Raw genomic sequence first — 15,732 nt, forward strand, 5'->3', positions numbered from 1 at the left:
CCCGGTGCCCGGAGACGGGCACGCCGGGTTCGGGAGGCGGCACGGGGAAACCCACTGGTGGAAACACCGGCAGGGCGCCCCGAGTCGACCTCACCCAGGGCCCGGTGACGGCGGTCTTCGTAGGCTCCACTCTGGCGGCCATCTACGGCGCAATTTATGGCCACGGTTTTCCCCACGTACGGACTGGGGTCCCCGGGTACGGCCAGATTTTCTCCCCGCTCGCACCGAGTAATCCCGCTCGACGACGCTGGAGCGGGTGAAGAACAGCGAGGAGATCATGGAGATCCTGGAGGCTTACGACCTAATCCCCGTGTAAGGACAGGCCGGACCGGTACAGAGGCCCTCGGGCTGTTCGAACAGTAGGGTCCGTCATGCCTTTCCCAATCCAGGTCTGGATGCCTTCCCATAGAGCGGCAGGCGGCCCTGCTCTTGTGGTGGCAGCCTGGCGGGTGCCGAGAGGACGCCTACTTACGACCGGGTCCGTGAAGCCTCCCGTGAGATCGTGCGCGCTCGGCACCTCCCCGGTTGCCACCACGGTGTGGGTGTTGCTGCTCGTCGGTACTGGACGCACGCCTTAGCCACACCTGGCCACATGGCCCCTTCGAGGAGAGTGGCGGCGTCCAGGGCCGTCCAGCGTCAACACCCACACCTTGATCACTCGTTGGTGTTGGTGGTGCGAGCCCGCCGCACGGTGACCTCTTGTGAAGCCCGAACCGTCTGAGTTCCCTGCATAGACCGAGGCCCGTGGGGTGAGCTGGTGCCACGAACAGCTACTGAGGTGGCGGACCGGCTCTCATGCTGAGTCCTGGGATTAGGTCGCTGCGTGGTTCCGCATGAGCTCGTGACCTGCATAAACAGCACCATGGGGAGGAACATCTTGATCTACTGCGGCATCGACTGGGCTGAGCGCACGCACGACGTCGCCCTGGTCGACGACAGCGGCCAGTTACTGGCCAAGCGGCACATCACCGACGACGCCGCGGGCTACAAGATCCTGCTGGATCTGCTCGTCGAGTACGGCGACAGCGAGGAGGACCCGATCCCGGTCGCGATCGAGACCTCCCGCGGCCTGCTCGTGGCGGTGCTGCGGACCGGCAAGCGCCGGGTGTTCGCGATCAACCCGATGGCTGCCGCCCGCTACCGCGACCGCCACTCCGTCTCGCGGAAGAAGTCCGACCCGGGCGACGCCCTGGTGCTCGCGAACATCCTGCGCACCGACATGCACGCCCACCGGCCGCTGCCCGCCGACAGCGACCTCGGCAGGGCCGTCGCCGTCCTCGCCCGTGCCCAGCAGGACTCACTCTGGAACCGGCAGCAGCTGTCCAACCAGCTCCGCTCGCTGCTGCGGGAGTACTACCCGGCTGCCCTGGCGGCCTTCGAGCCCTGGCGAAACGGTCTGTGCCGACCGGAGGCGCGGGAACTCCTGAAGGCGGCCCCGACGCCGACTCGGGCCGCGCGGTTGACCCGCACGCAGCTGGAGGCCGCACTCAGGCGGGCCGGCCGACAGCGAGGCATTGCGGCTGAAGCCGAGCGGCTTCGCGACATCTTCCGCGACGAATACGCCCACCAGCCGCCGCTGGTCGAGGACGCGCTGGGCAAGCAGATGCTCGCGCTCCTGGTCCAGTTGGAGGCCGCCTGCACCGCTGCCGACGACCTCGCCGAGGCGGTCGAAGAGGTTTCCCTCAGCACCCGGACGCTGAGATCATCCTCAGCTTCCCTGGCCTCGGCATCCAGCTCGGCGCCCGGGTGCTCGCCGAGGTCGGAGACGACAAGGCCCGCTTCGCGGACGCCCGCGGCCTGAAGGCGTACGCCGGGGCCTCGCCCATTACCCGGGCCTCCGGCAAGAAGTCGAGCATCACCCGCCGGTGGGTGAAGAATGACAGGCTCAACCACGTCGGCTACCTGTGGGCGTTCTCCGCGATCACCGCCTCTCCGGGCGCCAAGGCGCACTACCGGCGCCGCCGGGACGAGCACGGAGACTGGCACGCCGCCGCCCAACGGAACCTCTTCAACCGCATGCTTGGCCAGCTCTACCACTGCCTTCAGCACCACACACTGTTCGACGAACACACCGCGTTCCCCACCGAACTCGCCGCAGCCGCTTGACACGTTGAGCGCCTGAGGTGTCTCACGGGGAGTTACCGCGCCGCGGCCGAGCTGGCCGGGTGCGACCACCACACGGTGGCCCGATATGTGAAGATGCGGGCGGCCGGCCAGCAGCCGGACAAGCGTCGGCACCGGGCCCGGCAGATCGACGACTATCTGCCGAAGATCGAGGAACTGGTGGTCCGGTCGCAGGGCAAGATCCGCGCGGACGTGGTCCACAAGAGGATTACCGCGATGGGCTTCACCGGCGGGGAACGCACCACCCGCCGCACGGTCGCCGAGGCAAAAGCCCAGTTCAGGGCCGGTCGGCGGCGGGTCTATCGACCGTGGGTGACCGAGCCGGGGCTGTGGATTCAATACGATTTCGGCGACGGACCAGTGATCAACGGCCGCAAGACGACGCTGTTCTGCGCATAGCTGGCCTGGTCGCGTTTCCGCGTCGTCATCCCGATCTGGGACAAGACACTCCCGACGATCACCGCGTGTCTGGACACAACGTTCCGCCGGATCGGCGGCATCCCGGCCTACGTCCTCACGGACAACGAGAAGACGGTCACCACCGACCACGTCGCCGGGATCGCGGTCCGCAACCCGGAAATCGTCGAGGTCGCGAGGCACTACGGCACGACGATACGCACTTGCCTGCCCGCAGACCCGGAGACCAAGGGCGGCTCGGAATCCACGGTGAAGATCGCGAAGGCGGATCTCGTGCCGAAAAACGTGAATCTGCGCGAGCAGTACAAGAGCTTCGGCGACCTCGAAGCGGCCTGCCGGCAGTTCTGCGAGGAGGTCAACTCCCGCATGCACAAGACGACTCGACGCAAACCCGTCGAGCGGCTCGCCGAGGAAGTCCACCGACTGCATCCACTGCCGAAGAGCCCGTTCACCGCGGCGTTCGGCACCACCCGCCGGGTCTGCTGGGACTCGACGATCTCCGTCGAGGCGGTCCGCTACTCGGTTCCGCACGAGCTGATCGACACCCGGGTCTGGGCCCGCTTCCACGGCGACGAACTGATCATCACCGCCGTCGACGAGACCGGCTCAGCCCGCGAGGCCGCCCGCCACCGCCGCGGCGAGCCCGGCAGTCCGGTCCTGGACGACGCCCACTATCCGCCGCGCGAGGACAAGAACGCTGACCGCACCCCGCGGGCCACCAGCGCGGAGGAAGCAGCGTTCCTCGCCCTCGGCCCCGGGGCGGCCTCCTGGCTGATCGAAGCCGCCGCGGCCGGGGTCCGCCGGATCAAGGCGAAGATGGCCGAGGCCGTCGCCCTGGCAAAGCTCCATTCCGCGGCGGAAGTCGACCGCGCGCTCGGCACCGCCGCGGTCACCGGCCGGTTCGCCGACAAGGACCTGCTGTCCATCCTCGACTACCAGGCCGTCCACGAGCAGGCCGAGCCGCATCGCCGCAGCGAGGACCACTCCCTGCAGCCCGGCACCGGCGCCTGGTCCACCTTCGGCCTGTCCGCCACATCCGATCTTCCCGAGTACGACGAAAGCGATCTCGCCTGATGGCCACCCCTCTTCGCACCGTTCCCTACACCAACGGCGACCCGCTCGCCGAGGCCATCGAACTGACCCGTCGGCTCAAACTCCCGCACATTCGCCGGTCGCTGACCGACATCATCCCCACCGCGAAAGCCCAGCGCTGGGACCCGGCCGAGGTCGTCCGCGTCCTTCTCGCCGAGGAAGCCGCCGGACGCGACCGCGCCAACCTGCACACCCGCCGCAAGCGGGCCGGGTTCCCCACCGGCAAGACCTTCGGCGACTGGCGCGAGACCGAGTCCTCGATCCCCAGAGCTACCCAGGACGCCCTCAAGACCCTGGAGTGGGTCGGCCGCCGGGAGTCGTTTTGTATTTGTGGACCCAGCGGCACGGGCAAGAGCCACTTCACCGAGGCCCTCGGGCAGACCGCGGTCGAGGCGGGCCTGGCCGTCTCCTGGTTCACCATCGAGGACCTCGGCTCGCTGGTCCGCCGCCACCGCGCGGACGACTCGATAGCCAGGGCCCTGGCGCGGATCATCCGCTCGGATTTGATCATCGTGGACGACATCGGGCTCCTGCCCGTCTCCGAGGACGCCGCCGAGGGCTTCTACCGGCTGGTCGATGCCGCATATGAACGACGCTCGATTGCGGTTTCGAGCAACCTTCACCCGTCTGGCTTCGACGAGATCATGCCCAAGACCTTGGCCACAGCGACTGTCGATCGCCTTCTGCACCACGCTCATGTCGTGGTCACTCAGGGTGATTCATTCCGACTGACCGAGGCCACCACCGGAAAGGGAGTGAAGCCCTTCAGCTGATCCACACCAACCGAAGGCGGGGAGATTATCTGGCCGCAGGCGGGGCGATCATGCCGTCCACCTGCGGGGATGTCTCAAGGCCGCCAGCGGGGCGCCGCAAGAGGCCGTTGACAGCCCGGTTCTGCTTCAGCCGGCTGAAGCAGCGTTCGACGACGTTGCGGCGCCGGTAGGTGGTCTTGTCGAGGCGGCAGCGGGCTTCGCCGCGGCGGATGCGTCCGTTGATCTGATCGATCCGTTCAGGGATCGTGCAGGCGATCCCTCGGCGCCGGAGGTAGGCCCGGATTTTGCGGGCCGAGTAGCCCTTGTCCGCGACGACGCGGTCGGGCCGGGTCCGGGGCCTGCCCGGCCCCGGCCGGGCAATCTTGATCCGGTCCATGACGGCGTCGAACTGAGTGCAGTCGTTGACGTTTCCGCCGGTCAGGGTGAACGCCAGGGGCCGGCCCTGCCCGTCGCAGGCGAGGTGGATCTTGCTGGTCAGGCCGCCCCGGGACGGGCCGAGGGCTTCACCTTCCCAGTGCCCCCTTTTCGGGCGCCCGCCGCGTGCTGATGAGCCCGCACGGTCGTCGAGTCGACGCAGGCGATCGACCAGTCGACCGTTCCGACGGCGTCGGAGTGCTGCTGGACGTGGGCCAGGAGGCGGTCCTAGGTGCCGTCGGCGGACCAGTGCCGGAAGCGTTCGTAGACCGTCTTCCATGGTCCATATCGCTCGGGCAGGTCACGCCAGGCGGCACCGGTGGACAGCTTCCACAAAATCCCGTTCACCACCTGACGCCGGTCCCGCACAGGCCTGCCCATCCGGCCCGGGGCCAGCAACGGAGCGATCAACGCCCACGACTCATCCGTCAGTTCATGTCGCCGCACCACGAACGGAACAACGAGCCGCCGACTTTCCGGACACGACCTAGTGCTGTGCAAGGGCTCCCGGGGTTCACCTATCCGCCTGCGGCATCCTCCAAGGAGGGCACCTCCGGTCGGAGGTCCTCCGTCGATAGCGAGGTAGGTGCCTCCGTCGTCCGCGAGCAGGGTGAAACTGCGGCCCTCAGGTCGTCCAGCGCCCATGCGGACCCGGCGGCGCGAACATAAGAGGCCGTCGTCTTCGCTGCCACCCGCTCTCTGACCGAGGCCGCCCGAGCCGTACAGCGGCACGACGAGCGGATCATCTGGGGAGTCGGCATCCATCCCGGACTCGTCCGCAGCCACACCGGCTTCGACCCCGACACCTTCGCCCAGCTGATCGCCCGCACCCTCTGGTCAGCGAGATCGGGCTCGACGGCAAGAGCCGCGTCCCGATGGACCGCCAAAGGCCACCCTCCGCCGCGTCCTCGACGTCCTCACCCGCACCCCGCGCATCGCCAACATCCGCAGCTACGCCGCCTGCGGGCAGGTGCTGGAGGAACTGGAACGGGCCCGGCGCCCGGCATGGTCCTCCACTGGTGGCTCGGCGACCTGGCTCTGACTACCCGTGCCGTCAGCCTCGGCTGCTACTTCTCTCTTAACGCCTCCGCCGTACGCAAGACCGCGCTGCTGGAGGCCATCCCCCTCGACCGTGTCCTGACCGAGACCGACCACCCTTTCGGTGACTGCAGCTCCGGCCGACCGCTGCCCGGCAACGTCGCCCTCGCGGAGCAGGCACTCGCACGCCACCACCGGACGACACCCGAGAGCATCCGCCCGATCGTGTGGCGCAACCTGGCCAAGCTTGTACGCGACACCCGTTGCGCAGCTCAGCTGACGCGTCCGGTCTTACCTCGCTTCACTCCCGCCGCAATGACCCAACCCGTGCCGCCTCGCGTGACGGGTTTTTCCCGGAAGCCTTACACCGGGGGTGGCGTCACCAGCTTAGAGGCGCGGGGGTCGATGTCCGCTGCATAGCTCAGGGTTGGTAGATCGTGGTTGTCCAGGCCGTTCATTTCAACGGCGACACGGCTGAGGAGGTGAGCGGCATGGACGGACTGGCCGTCGGCGATGGCGGCGTAGAACCGAGCGGCGTAGGTGATGGCGTCGACGTCACCGATGGAGGCGGGCATTGCGATGACGAAGGGGATGGCGGCGACGAGTTGGGTGATTTGGATTTCAGAGAGGGAGGAGTTGAGCAGCACGATCAGCGGCTTGTCGTCGACGGCCGCGATGGCCCGTGCGAGGGCATCGGCGCTGGCGATGGCGTGCCCGTGAAAAAGGTCCGCGCCCTGCTCGTTGGCGCTATGGCTAGAGAGGTGCACGACGTGCGGGCGGAACCGGCTGAGCGCGTCCAGCAACATGTCGGTGGTCGGAGCCGGGTGGGCTTCGAGCTCGATGAGGTCGCGGTGCGTGGCACTTTGCACGGCCGCACGGATCCTCTGCTGTTCCCGCGCGATACGCAGGTCGCCGTCCGAGGTGGCCCCCAGCAGCAGCACTCGCAGTTTCTCCGGGTTTGGAGCCCGAAGCTTCTTCGGCGCGCTGCGTACCTCTGCCTCGGCTGTCGACAGACGACTCTCCTTCCTGGCCTGACTGGCAGGAGCACGACGCTCGGCCTGCTCCGCCTTGGCGAGCTTTGCGGCCAGGTCCGCCGCTTCCCTGCCGTACCTGGCGGCCTTTGTACTCCAGATACTTGCATCGCGAGCGGCTTTGTTCGCTTCGGCGTCGTGCCGCTGCGCGCTGTGCAGTCTGGCCGACTGGATGCCGACGCTGGTCGTCCTGGCCGCGGCCGACCGATCTCTTGTGGCTTTTGCTCGCCGGTCGGCTTCCTTTGTTCGGAATTCGCTGACCTTCTTCTCCGCGTCGGCGAGGGCCTGGTGTTTCGTGGCCAGTCGATTCCGGTAGGAGCTGGCCGTTGTGGGGGTGTTCTTGCGTGCAGAACCGGCCGCGAGCGCTCTTCCCAGTTCCTCGGTGGATCCCTCGTATAGCCAGCCGGCTTCGGGATCCGGTCGAGCACTCGGCTTGAGCGGTACAAACCGGTCCTTCAGAGCCGGATCCAGCATCTCCGCCATCAGGACGCGCAGGGTGTTGGACACGGCGAAGTGCACGGGTGAGTCGGCGAAAAGCTCCGCCTGGTGCACCTGCTCCCTGAAGAACGTGTTGCTGGCAAGCCGGACGGCCTGCGCCACGGCTTCACCGACAAGACCCCGGCGCGTGTCCGCCACCTCTCCAAAGGAGGCCCCGACCTCGATCGTCACATCGTGCTGCGCGGCGACGGCGGTCTGCAGTTCGGCCAACACGCGGCCCATGTCCTGCACGGGCGTCGGGCCGTCGAGCTTCGCCAGCAGATCTACTCTCCGATCAGCCACCACTGGTTCCTCGGCGACTACACCGTCGATACCTGCGCGGCGCATGATCGCGGTCAGGGAATCCCTGATGCTATGCGTCAACTCCAGTTCCAGGTGGGGAGCGTCTGTGTCGCTCCGACCGCTGACAGCGTGCACTTCGACGGCGAGGCATACGGCATTTGGTGCGGTCGAGGAATCGTCGGGCGGCCCGCTTCCTATGTCCTCCAGCTCGTACGGCGTCGTCATGTGTGTCGCCAGTGTCCGGCGGAAGCCCTGGTCCTGGAGGAGGAGCGCAGCAGGCAAGGCCATGAGCTGGGGACGCTGGGGATGCCGTCGGGTGACCATTCCCGCGAAGACGCCGTCGCAGGACACCAGTGCGCCCGGCGACGTCGCCAATGCGCCTGCTGTGAAGGGCTCTGTGCCTTCGATGATGAGGGTCACGTCCGTAGGCCGTGCCTGCCCGCTCAGCTCAGTTGGTTCGCCCGACCGCCCGAAGCCAGCGACGCGTACGGATGACATGAGTCCTTTGGGCAGGCGCCCCCACCTCAATCGGAGCGGCAGGAGCCGCTCCCAGTCATCGCTGTCGAGGATGTTCTCGTCCGTAAGCATCAGGGCGGCGTCCACCCCCTGCCCCTTCCACATGGTTCGAAAGGTGATCTCCGTGCCGCTCGGGCCTACGACTCGCGGCCGCGACCCCGCGGCATCCGCCATGTGGGCGCACGTCAGCACGAGACGGGGGGTCAGCATGATGCCGGCTTCGATGTCTGGGGCTGTGCTGTTCGTCGCTCTCACCATGACGACACGCGGGGACTGATCGAACGCCCGTGACTGGTTCATGGTTGGGGGGTCGGACGCCGGGTCGGTGTCCGTAGCCAGATCCGCAACCGGCGCCGCCAGCTGCTCCGCGGACGGCTGTTCCTCGCCTACCTGGTTGCCGTCTGCCGGGTCAGTGGCGCTGCCGTGGACCTGCTCTCTGAGGCTGTTGGTGACGAGAATCTTGGCCTTCTCGTCAAGGGTGATCATGAAACCGTCGTTGAGCCGAGTGGAGCCGTGCTCAAGATGGTCGAGCAGCTGGCTGGCCGTCAGATCCGTCATGGCCCGGAACTGGGAGTCGAGGCGGACCTCCTTGCGGTGGTGCCCGATGAAGTCGAGCACGGTGAGTGCGGGCTTGCCCGGGAAGGGTGGAAGGCCGACACTCAGCTGCCGCAGGAGCCGAGTGGCACTGGACGGTGGCCGCAGCAGGAGCAGGGTGTCCACCTCAGGAATGTGGACGCCTTCGCTGAGCGCATTGACGCAGAAGACGATCTGCAAGCCGCCGCTCCTGAGAGAGGAAAGCGTCTCCTGGCGCGTTGCCAGACGGTCCCTCGCCGTGAGAGCAGCGGCACGAAGGCCGGCGTCATGGAAGCGCCGAGTCATGAATTCGGCGTGTGCCACGGACTCACAAAAGCCCACGGCCCGCATGACCCTCACGTCGGGAACCGTGTCCCGGACAGCGTGGATGACCAGTCTCGCCCGCGCGTCGTCACCAGTCAGCAGGTCGTTCAGCGAAGCCCGGTCGTACCGTCCCCCCTTCCAGTCCAGCCCTTGAAGGTCGGTGCCGTCCGCAAAGCCAAAGTAGTGGACGGGAGACAGCACACCAGTCGCCAAGGCGTCCGGAAGACGCATCTCCGCAGCGATACGACCTTCGAAGAACACCTCGTGGATGCCGGGGCCGTTCGTTCGTTCGGGAGCCGCTGAGAGGACGAGCAACTCCCTCGGCGCGAAGCGCTCCAGGATGTTGGCGAACGGCCGGGTTCCTATGGCGTGGGAGTCGATGACGATCACATCGAAGTGATCAGGTCTCAGCTGGTCCATGACTCGGTCGAGGGACTGCCACGTGGCGAACACGTGATGGCCCCGCTCGAGAGTCCCCGCGCCGTACAGGAACTCTCCGAACTGCGGGTTTGAGAGGACGCCTTGGTAGGTCGGGCGTGCCTGGTCCACTGCTTCTACCGAACCCGCGACGAAGAGCAGACTCAGGTCTTGCTGGTGCTGCTCGCACAGGTGCTGGTAGTCGAAGGCGGCCATAGTGGTCTTGCCGGTGCCGGGAGGAGCGACGAGGAGATTACGGTGCCGGTCGTGGAGTTCGCGCTCGGCGTTCAGACGGTCAAGCATGTGGCGCTGGTGGGCACGCAACATGAGCGCCCCGTCGAACTGGGGTTCGTGCGGCGCGACTTCCACGTCTGGTGCAGGCTCGGGGGGATCGTCCGGCATTGCTGGGGCGGGGGTCTGCTGGGCGTCGTCCTTCTGGCCATCGCCGGACCGGGCCGCGAAGCCGGACAGGGCGTCGGGACCGGAGTAGGGCTCGGTGGACTCGACGCCCAGGAGACGCGCTGTTGCCGCAGCCGCTCGGGCGACGGGCCGCAGCCCGGTGGGCAGCATCTCCTGGCTTGTGGGTGAGTGAAGTGCGGCGACGATTCCGTGCGGGGCCTGAGGGTGAGCCTTGAGGTGGTCGGTGAGGGCGAAGTGGGCGTCCCAAGCCTGGTCGCGGCTCAGCAGTCCGCGCAGGTGTTCCGCCGCAGCCGGGTGCAACCGGTACACGATGTCTGCCCTCTCGTGCCGTGTTGCCGTGAGCAGTCCGGCGGTGAGGAACTCTGCGGTGTCGGCCAGGGCGGCGTCGGGGACGATGCGCTCACGGATCACGTCGAGAACGGGGAGGGTGAACACGTCGAGTGATGAGGCGGCGATCGCCAGCCGGACGGCGGGGGAGTGCAGGTTGTCCGTGAAGGCCTGGGCCGCGGCCGTGACGCGTGCATCGGTCGTCGGCGCATCGGGCGAGGCGGCGCTTGGCCGTGGACTGCGGTTTCTGGGGGGCACTCGCCCTGATGCCGGGACGAGGACGACTTCGCAGCCACTGGGGTCGGTACGCATCACGGCGTGCGCCCAGGCGAGGATCTGGTGGGCATCTATCTGCAGTACGGGCAGCGCCTGCCAGGGCTGCGTCCCTGGGGCGTCATTGCGGAAGAGGCGGGGACGGCGGTAGGCGAGGAGCCGTCCGGGGGATGCCGGGACCGAGGCGGTTGCGGTGGTCCGGGGCAGGTCGAGGCCGGAGCGTTGCCAGAGGCGTTTGGGAAGTGGGTTGATCAGGGCCACGGGTGCCGTCCGCCCCCACGTGTGGAGCGTCTGCCACAGCTTGCTTCGACGCCAGGCGGGAGCCGCGCAGTCGGAGACGACGAGCAGGAGCCGATGGGCGGGCTGGCTGTGGTGGGGATCGGACGGGTCCATGGGCAGAAGCCGGCCGTGCTGGTCGCGCAGTACGGGTTCGGCCTGCGGTGGATGCTCGAGGTGCCACACGCGGATGCTGCGGAAGGCGGACAGAGTGCGCAGCATCTGGGTGAGGGCGAGTGAGGTCTCGTCCCAGACAGCCATGGAGGTGCCGCGATCCACGACCACGACAACCTCCAGCCAGGGCTCTGAGGCAGGCGCGAGCTGGGGGACGAGCACACCGGTACGTGTGTAGTGGTCGACGGTGGCGTCCAGGTCGAGGCGCTGGTGAACCTGGGATGGCCGAAAGCGGCGCAGCGGGCGCAGGGCACGGCCGATGCCGAGAGCGTTCGGCAGGGCCGGGGCGCGGCCGATGCTCAAAAGGCTGCCGGGGATCGAGTGGCTGCTGCTGTCGTCCTTCAACCAGACCGAGGCAACCCCTGAAGCGCCTGCGTCCGAACCGGGTCCAGGAGCCGGCGGGTCATCGCCGGAGTCATCGGTGTCCGCGTCGGGCTGCAGGGGCGCATCGGCGGGTGGCCCTTCGGCGGCCGAGGGCGGACCGGCGGGAATGTCTCCCATCCGGCTGGCGCCGGATCTGGCGGCGGCGAGAACAAGAGCGTCGAGGGCCTCCCGGATGTCCTCCTCCGCACTGGCGTTGATGTCGTCCAGGCCGACACGGGCCAGGGCGGCCAGCAGCTGTGCGGCCCGGTTCTCAGCCACGCCCGAGCCCTTGGAAGAGCAACTCCTGCAGCCGTGTTCGCTGCCCGTCGTCCTGGATGCGGTCGCCGCGCAGGAGGTGGACGGCGCTCAGCAACTGATCGACGGCGAGGTTCTCACCGCGGTTCAGCCGGTCCACGAAAGCGGTCACCAGAGTGTGGGTGGTGTCTTCTTCGACCTTTTCCAGGTGGGCCTCGACGACATTGGTGAGAGTCGAGACCGTGAGCGCGGGCATGTCGAAGCGCACACAGCGCCGCAGGAAGGGGGCGGGGAAGCCGCGCTCGCCGTTGCTGGTGAGGACGATGACCGGGAACTCCTCGCACTCCACCAGGCCGTTTTTGACGTCATGCCGGATACCGGGGTCGGCGGTGCGGACGGTGACCTGCCTTCTCGAATGCCGGGCCAGTTCGGGAATCTCAAAACGCCCGCGTTCCAGAACGTCGAGGAGGTCGCTCGGCAGGTCCAGATCGCTCTTGTCGATCTCGTCGATCAGCAGGGCGCGGGGGAGAGGGCCGGGCAGCAGGGCTGTGCCGAGAGGGCCGAGTTGGACGAAGTCCCCGATGTCGTCGCGTGCGGCACGGCTGGCGAGGCGCGCGGCCCGTCCGCGCTTGGACACGGCGGGACGATCGACGGCGCGGAGGTTGTAGGCGTGGATGCGGCCCAGGGCGTCGTAGCGGTAGAGCGCGTCGGCGAGGGTGCTGCGGGAGGTGATGTGCCAGCGCAGCACACTCCCGAGCCCGAGTTCGGCGGCGATCTGCTCGATGACGGAGGACTTCCCGGAGCCGGCCGGCCCGGTCAGCAGCAGAGGCCGGCGCAGATGGAGCGCGGCGTTGACCGCGTCGACCAGTTCGGGATCCGCGCGGTAGGTGCTCGCCGGGGACGGTGACTGCACTGCGTCGGCCACGCCTGCCGTGCCCGTCGGCGCGCGCCACGGAGGCGGGGGAGGAAGCCTCTGAGGCAACTCAGGAATGCTTCCCGTACCCGTGTAGTACGGCGTCCAGTTCATGCCTGCTCCTTCGGCGTTACGTCTTGCGGGGCGACGACCGCCCGGCCGGCGCGCCGTTGGCAGAAGTCCTGCCAGTGCGCGTCGTGCCATGTCGTACGGATATCAGCCAGATGACCAGGAACGCCCTCCAGCTGCTCCTGGAAAGCGCGCAGGAGTTTCTCCGGCAGCGAGTCCCAATGTTCCGCGACCTCATCCTGCAAGGCCCGTGCGTCGCAGACGCTCCCACGCCGGGGCCAGATCAAGGCCGGGGTATGGATGAGGAGTTCCTCCAGCATGAGGTCGAAATCCTTCTCCGGCAGGGCGCCCACTCCCCATACGCAATCGCCCGCACGACGACGGCCGAGCAGCTCCTGCAGCTTCTCGATGCTGCTGAGGTCGTCCAAGCCGAGCCACGAGGGGCCGCAGCGGGCCTTGCTCTGCAAGGAGGACAGCAAGCGGCTGCCGGCGTCCAGCATCTCGTCGAGGAGGACATCGGACGGGGGCGTCAACAGACCCGACCAGCGGGTCGTGACGTCGTAGTCGACGCCCAGCATGCGTCTGCCGCGGACCACTTTCCACTCCTCCGGAGGGGAATCCAGAAGCAGGGACGTCGGGACCGACACATCGACCGCCACCAGCCGCTCGCCCGCGGCCGTCAGCCAGGACAACGCCCACAGGCGGCCCTCATCCAGCGCGGACACCAGGGCACCCGGCACCGGCCCGGGCTCGCACGGGAACTCTGCGGTGTGCACCACGGCCGAGCCGAACAGAAGCGAGGCCTCCACCCGGACGACGTCCTCACCACCGTCGTCGGCGGCCACCAGAACCAGGCGGGGTGTGGCCGCGCGCAGTTCGATCAGTCGGCTGTTCAGAGCAGAGCTCACACCCGATCTGGTCGCCCAGACGGCCAGCTGCTGTGGAAGGACCTCACCGGGACTGATCAGGTGGGCAAGGGCGGCGACGAAATGCACCAGCGTCCGGCTCTGTCCCGCAGGGGCGACGGCCGACTGGCACAGGACCGCGTACTCCACCATGTCACGCAGGGAAGGGCAGGGCAGTCGTACCACCACCTCCAGCGGGAACCCGGCACGCACCGCCGCCTTGCGGAGCAAGTCATCGGTCAGGGCGTCCCCGAAGGTCTCCTCGAGGACGGTGACGGCTACAGCGCAGACAGCCAGGTCACGCTTGAACTCCATCACCCGTTGGACCGCGGGGTGGCCAAGGCGTTCCGGTTCCAGGCCGCCGAGCCAGTCCTTCAGCTGGTCCTGGCTGATGATGCCTTGCGTGCCGTGCAGTCGGCTGAGCAGCTTGTGTAGCCTCTCGCACGCCAGAAGACCGAGAGAGCCGGTGGAGCGTCGGCCTGCGGCCCGGACGTTGTGGGCCAGCCACAGCGAGTCACCGGACATGGCGGCGCCGTCGAACATGAAGCCGCCAGGCTCCTGGGTGTGGATACGGCTGCGCAGTTCCTTGATCAGCTGGTCGTCGACGGTCAGGAAGTCGCCAGCAATGGGCAACCCGTTCTCCAGCAGCTCGGCGAGCTGGACGCTCAGGTTCATGTCCCAGGCCGGCAGGTGGGCGGAGGCGGCGAACAAAAGCGACAGACGCAGACCGCCCTGCTGAAGCCCCGCCGTCGCGGACTGCGCATCCGGAAGGGCGGCGGCCGCGTGGCAGGTGTCGATGACGGCTATCAGACCACTGGGTCCGGTCTCGTTCGTCACCGTGCCGATCATGGAGGGCACGTGCAGCTGGTGGATCGCTCCGTCCTGGGCGCTGCCTGAGGTGACGAAGTACAACGGGCCACCGTAGCCCCCCATTCCGTGGCCCAACAGCGCCAGGATCAGGGGGCCGCCGTCGTCCTTGGCCCGGCCGACGGCGGTAGCGAGGGCCTTTTCGACAGCCGTTTTGCCCAGGGCGGTGCCCACTAGCAGGGACCCTGCATCACCCTCACCGCGGTCGCGGCAGGCACCGAGATCCGGGTCCACCAGCGCCCGGTGCAGGCGGCGCGCCGCGTCTTCCAGGCCCGGCAGTTCCTCCGCGCCCTGGCACTGAGCTCCGACCACCAGCACATGGCGGGACACCACTGATGTGACAGCGCCTGTCATGGCACAAGAGCCTTGATGATCGGCCCGGCCACCTCCCCGTGCTCCAGATACTTGGTTGCCGTATGGGTCCACGCCCCAGTGGACTTCACGGCCGCGGTCTGCGCCCTCACCCCTCGGCCGCTTGGCGCGATCCAGTCCGCCAACCGGGGACGCCCGACCACAATGTCGTTCCGGTCCCAGAAGTTGAGCCACGCCCCCACCTCTTCCGGGCAGGACGGCGGCCGCGGCACCAGACGCTGCAGGACCACGCCGCCGAGCGCGAGAGGGGAGCCGAGCGTCACCCACAGTGCGACCGGGCCCCGGTATTCATGCAGGGCTTCGTAGGCCACGACCGTGCCCAGGGAATGCGAGACCACGACGAGCGGACGGGCGGGATCCAGTCCCTCCAGCACCCGGGAGCGGACGGCCGCGCCCAGAGCAGCTCTGTCACCGCGCCGACTCAAGTACCGCGCAATCTGAGAGAGATGCAACGCGAACGCCTGACCGTTCGCCCATTGCGCGCTCTGGCGAAGACCAGGCAGCTGCACCAGCGTCGTGGTCACCCAGACCAGCCGCCGTGCGAACGCGCCCGCCCCCTGCGCCTGGCTGCCGGATGAGAGCCCCTCGAGCTGGTGCCGGGCCTGCTCGATGAGCCGGGCGTCGCGCGTACCGGTATCCGGTGGGAACTGCTCGGCAAGCTCATCCACCATCGCCTCCAGCAAGCCGGCAAGCACCTGCTCCTCGAACAGGTCCAACTCCTCGCCCAGCGCGCCTCCTTGGGCTCCCTTGGTGGTGAACAGATCGCTGTAGTCGGCGAAACGCACATCCGCCAGCCAGCCTTTGGTAAGCGCCGAGATCAGTTCCGGCTGTCCGGCCGCCCGCACGCCGGTGGCCAACGCCTTCAGCCATTGCCGTTGTTCCGTCTCCGCGTTCCGGAGTCCGCCGATTCCGTGAACGAGCACGAGTTGCGGATGCGCCGTCGCCACCATGAGCCTCCCCCGGGCCTTACTGTGCGAAGGCCATCCTGCCCTGTGGAGAGCCAAGGACGGTACTTGAAG

The 15,732-nt window shown here is 68.0% G+C and carries 6 protein-coding genes and 3 pseudogenes; 4 read left to right on the forward strand and 5 right to left on the reverse strand.

All coding sequences use genetic code 11. The annotated features are described in order from the left end of the window. The first annotated feature begins 862 nt into the window (after positions 1-862). The 3 genes and pseudogenes from ACZ7LY_RS29895 (at position 863) to istB (ending at position 4,406) form a co-directional block, all read left to right on the forward strand. A pseudogene (locus ACZ7LY_RS29895) lies at positions 863-2,106 on the forward strand (IS110 family RNA-guided transposase). Positions 2,107-2,118: 12 nt separating this feature from the next. Then, positions 2,119-3,616 (forward strand): annotated as a pseudogene (gene istA, locus ACZ7LY_RS29900) (IS21 family transposase); the annotation flags it as partial. Continuing rightward, a complete protein-coding gene (istB, locus tag ACZ7LY_RS29905; protein WP_471627876.1) occupies positions 3,615-4,406 on the forward strand; it encodes an IS21-like element helper ATPase IstB in 792 nt (263 codons plus the stop codon). The pseudogene istA and the gene istB, both read left to right, overlap by 2 nt. A 109-nt stretch (positions 4,407-4,515) precedes the next feature. On the opposite strand, the pseudogene ACZ7LY_RS29910 reads toward istB, so the two are convergent. Next, positions 4,516-5,270 (reverse strand): annotated as a pseudogene (locus tag ACZ7LY_RS29910) (IS5 family transposase); the annotation flags it as partial. Positions 5,271-5,825: 555 nt separating this feature from the next. Between ACZ7LY_RS29910 and ACZ7LY_RS29915 the strand changes: the two are divergent. Further along, positions 5,826-6,278, forward strand: coding sequence for a TatD family hydrolase (locus tag ACZ7LY_RS29915; protein ID WP_471627877.1), 453 nt, complete (start codon positions 5,826-5,828; stop codon positions 6,276-6,278). On the opposite strand, the gene ACZ7LY_RS29920 is transcribed toward ACZ7LY_RS29915, so the two are convergent. Genes ACZ7LY_RS29920 through ACZ7LY_RS29935 form a run of 4 tightly spaced genes read right to left on the reverse strand, consistent with a single transcriptional unit; the run spans position 6,221 to position 15,663 of the window. Next, positions 6,221-11,611 carry an SAV_2336 N-terminal domain-related protein gene (locus ACZ7LY_RS29920; RefSeq protein WP_471627878.1) on the reverse strand — a complete coding sequence of 1,797 codons (5,391 nt, stop codon included), beginning with the start codon at positions 11,609-11,611 and terminating at the stop codon, positions 6,221-6,223. The two genes, ACZ7LY_RS29915 and ACZ7LY_RS29920, sit on opposite strands and share 58 nt — an antisense overlap. Then, positions 11,604-12,614, reverse strand: coding sequence for an AAA family ATPase (locus ACZ7LY_RS29925; protein WP_053644304.1), 1,011 nt, complete (start codon positions 12,612-12,614; stop codon positions 11,604-11,606). The genes ACZ7LY_RS29920 and ACZ7LY_RS29925 overlap by 8 nt, the downstream gene beginning before the upstream one ends. Next, positions 12,611-14,695: a vWA-MoxR associated conflict system protein gene (locus ACZ7LY_RS29930; protein ID WP_466627230.1), complete on the reverse strand. Its 2,085-nt coding sequence runs from the start codon at positions 14,693-14,695 to the stop codon at positions 12,611-12,613. The genes ACZ7LY_RS29925 and ACZ7LY_RS29930 overlap by 4 nt, the downstream gene beginning before the upstream one ends. After that, positions 14,692-15,663 carry a lipase family protein gene (locus ACZ7LY_RS29935; RefSeq protein WP_466627227.1) on the reverse strand — a complete coding sequence of 324 codons (972 nt, stop codon included), beginning with the start codon at positions 15,661-15,663 and terminating at the stop codon, positions 14,692-14,694. Before ACZ7LY_RS29935 ends, ACZ7LY_RS29930 begins: the two co-directional genes overlap by 4 nt. Positions 15,664-15,732 lie beyond the last annotated feature (69 nt).

Source organism: Streptomyces sp. NPDC107550 (assembly GCF_055639095.1).

What these genes read in the sequence shown, in the direction of transcription:
- istB (WP_471627876.1), top strand. Translation starts at nt 3,615, where the DNA reads ATGGCCACCCCTCTTCGCACCGTTCCCTACACCAACGGCGACCCGCTC.
- ACZ7LY_RS29915 (WP_471627877.1), top strand. Translation starts at nt 5,826, where the DNA reads ATGGTCCTCCACTGGTGGCTCGGCGACCTGGCTCTGACTACCCGTGCC.
- ACZ7LY_RS29925 (WP_053644304.1), bottom strand. Translation starts at nt 12,614, where the DNA reads ATGAACTGGACGCCGTACTACACGGGTACGGGAAGCATTCCTGAGTTG.
- ACZ7LY_RS29930 (WP_466627230.1), bottom strand. Translation starts at nt 14,695, where the DNA reads ATGACAGGCGCTGTCACATCAGTGGTGTCCCGCCATGTGCTGGTGGTC.
- ACZ7LY_RS29935 (WP_466627227.1), bottom strand. Translation starts at nt 15,663, where the DNA reads ATGGTGGCGACGGCGCATCCGCAACTCGTGCTCGTTCACGGAATCGGC.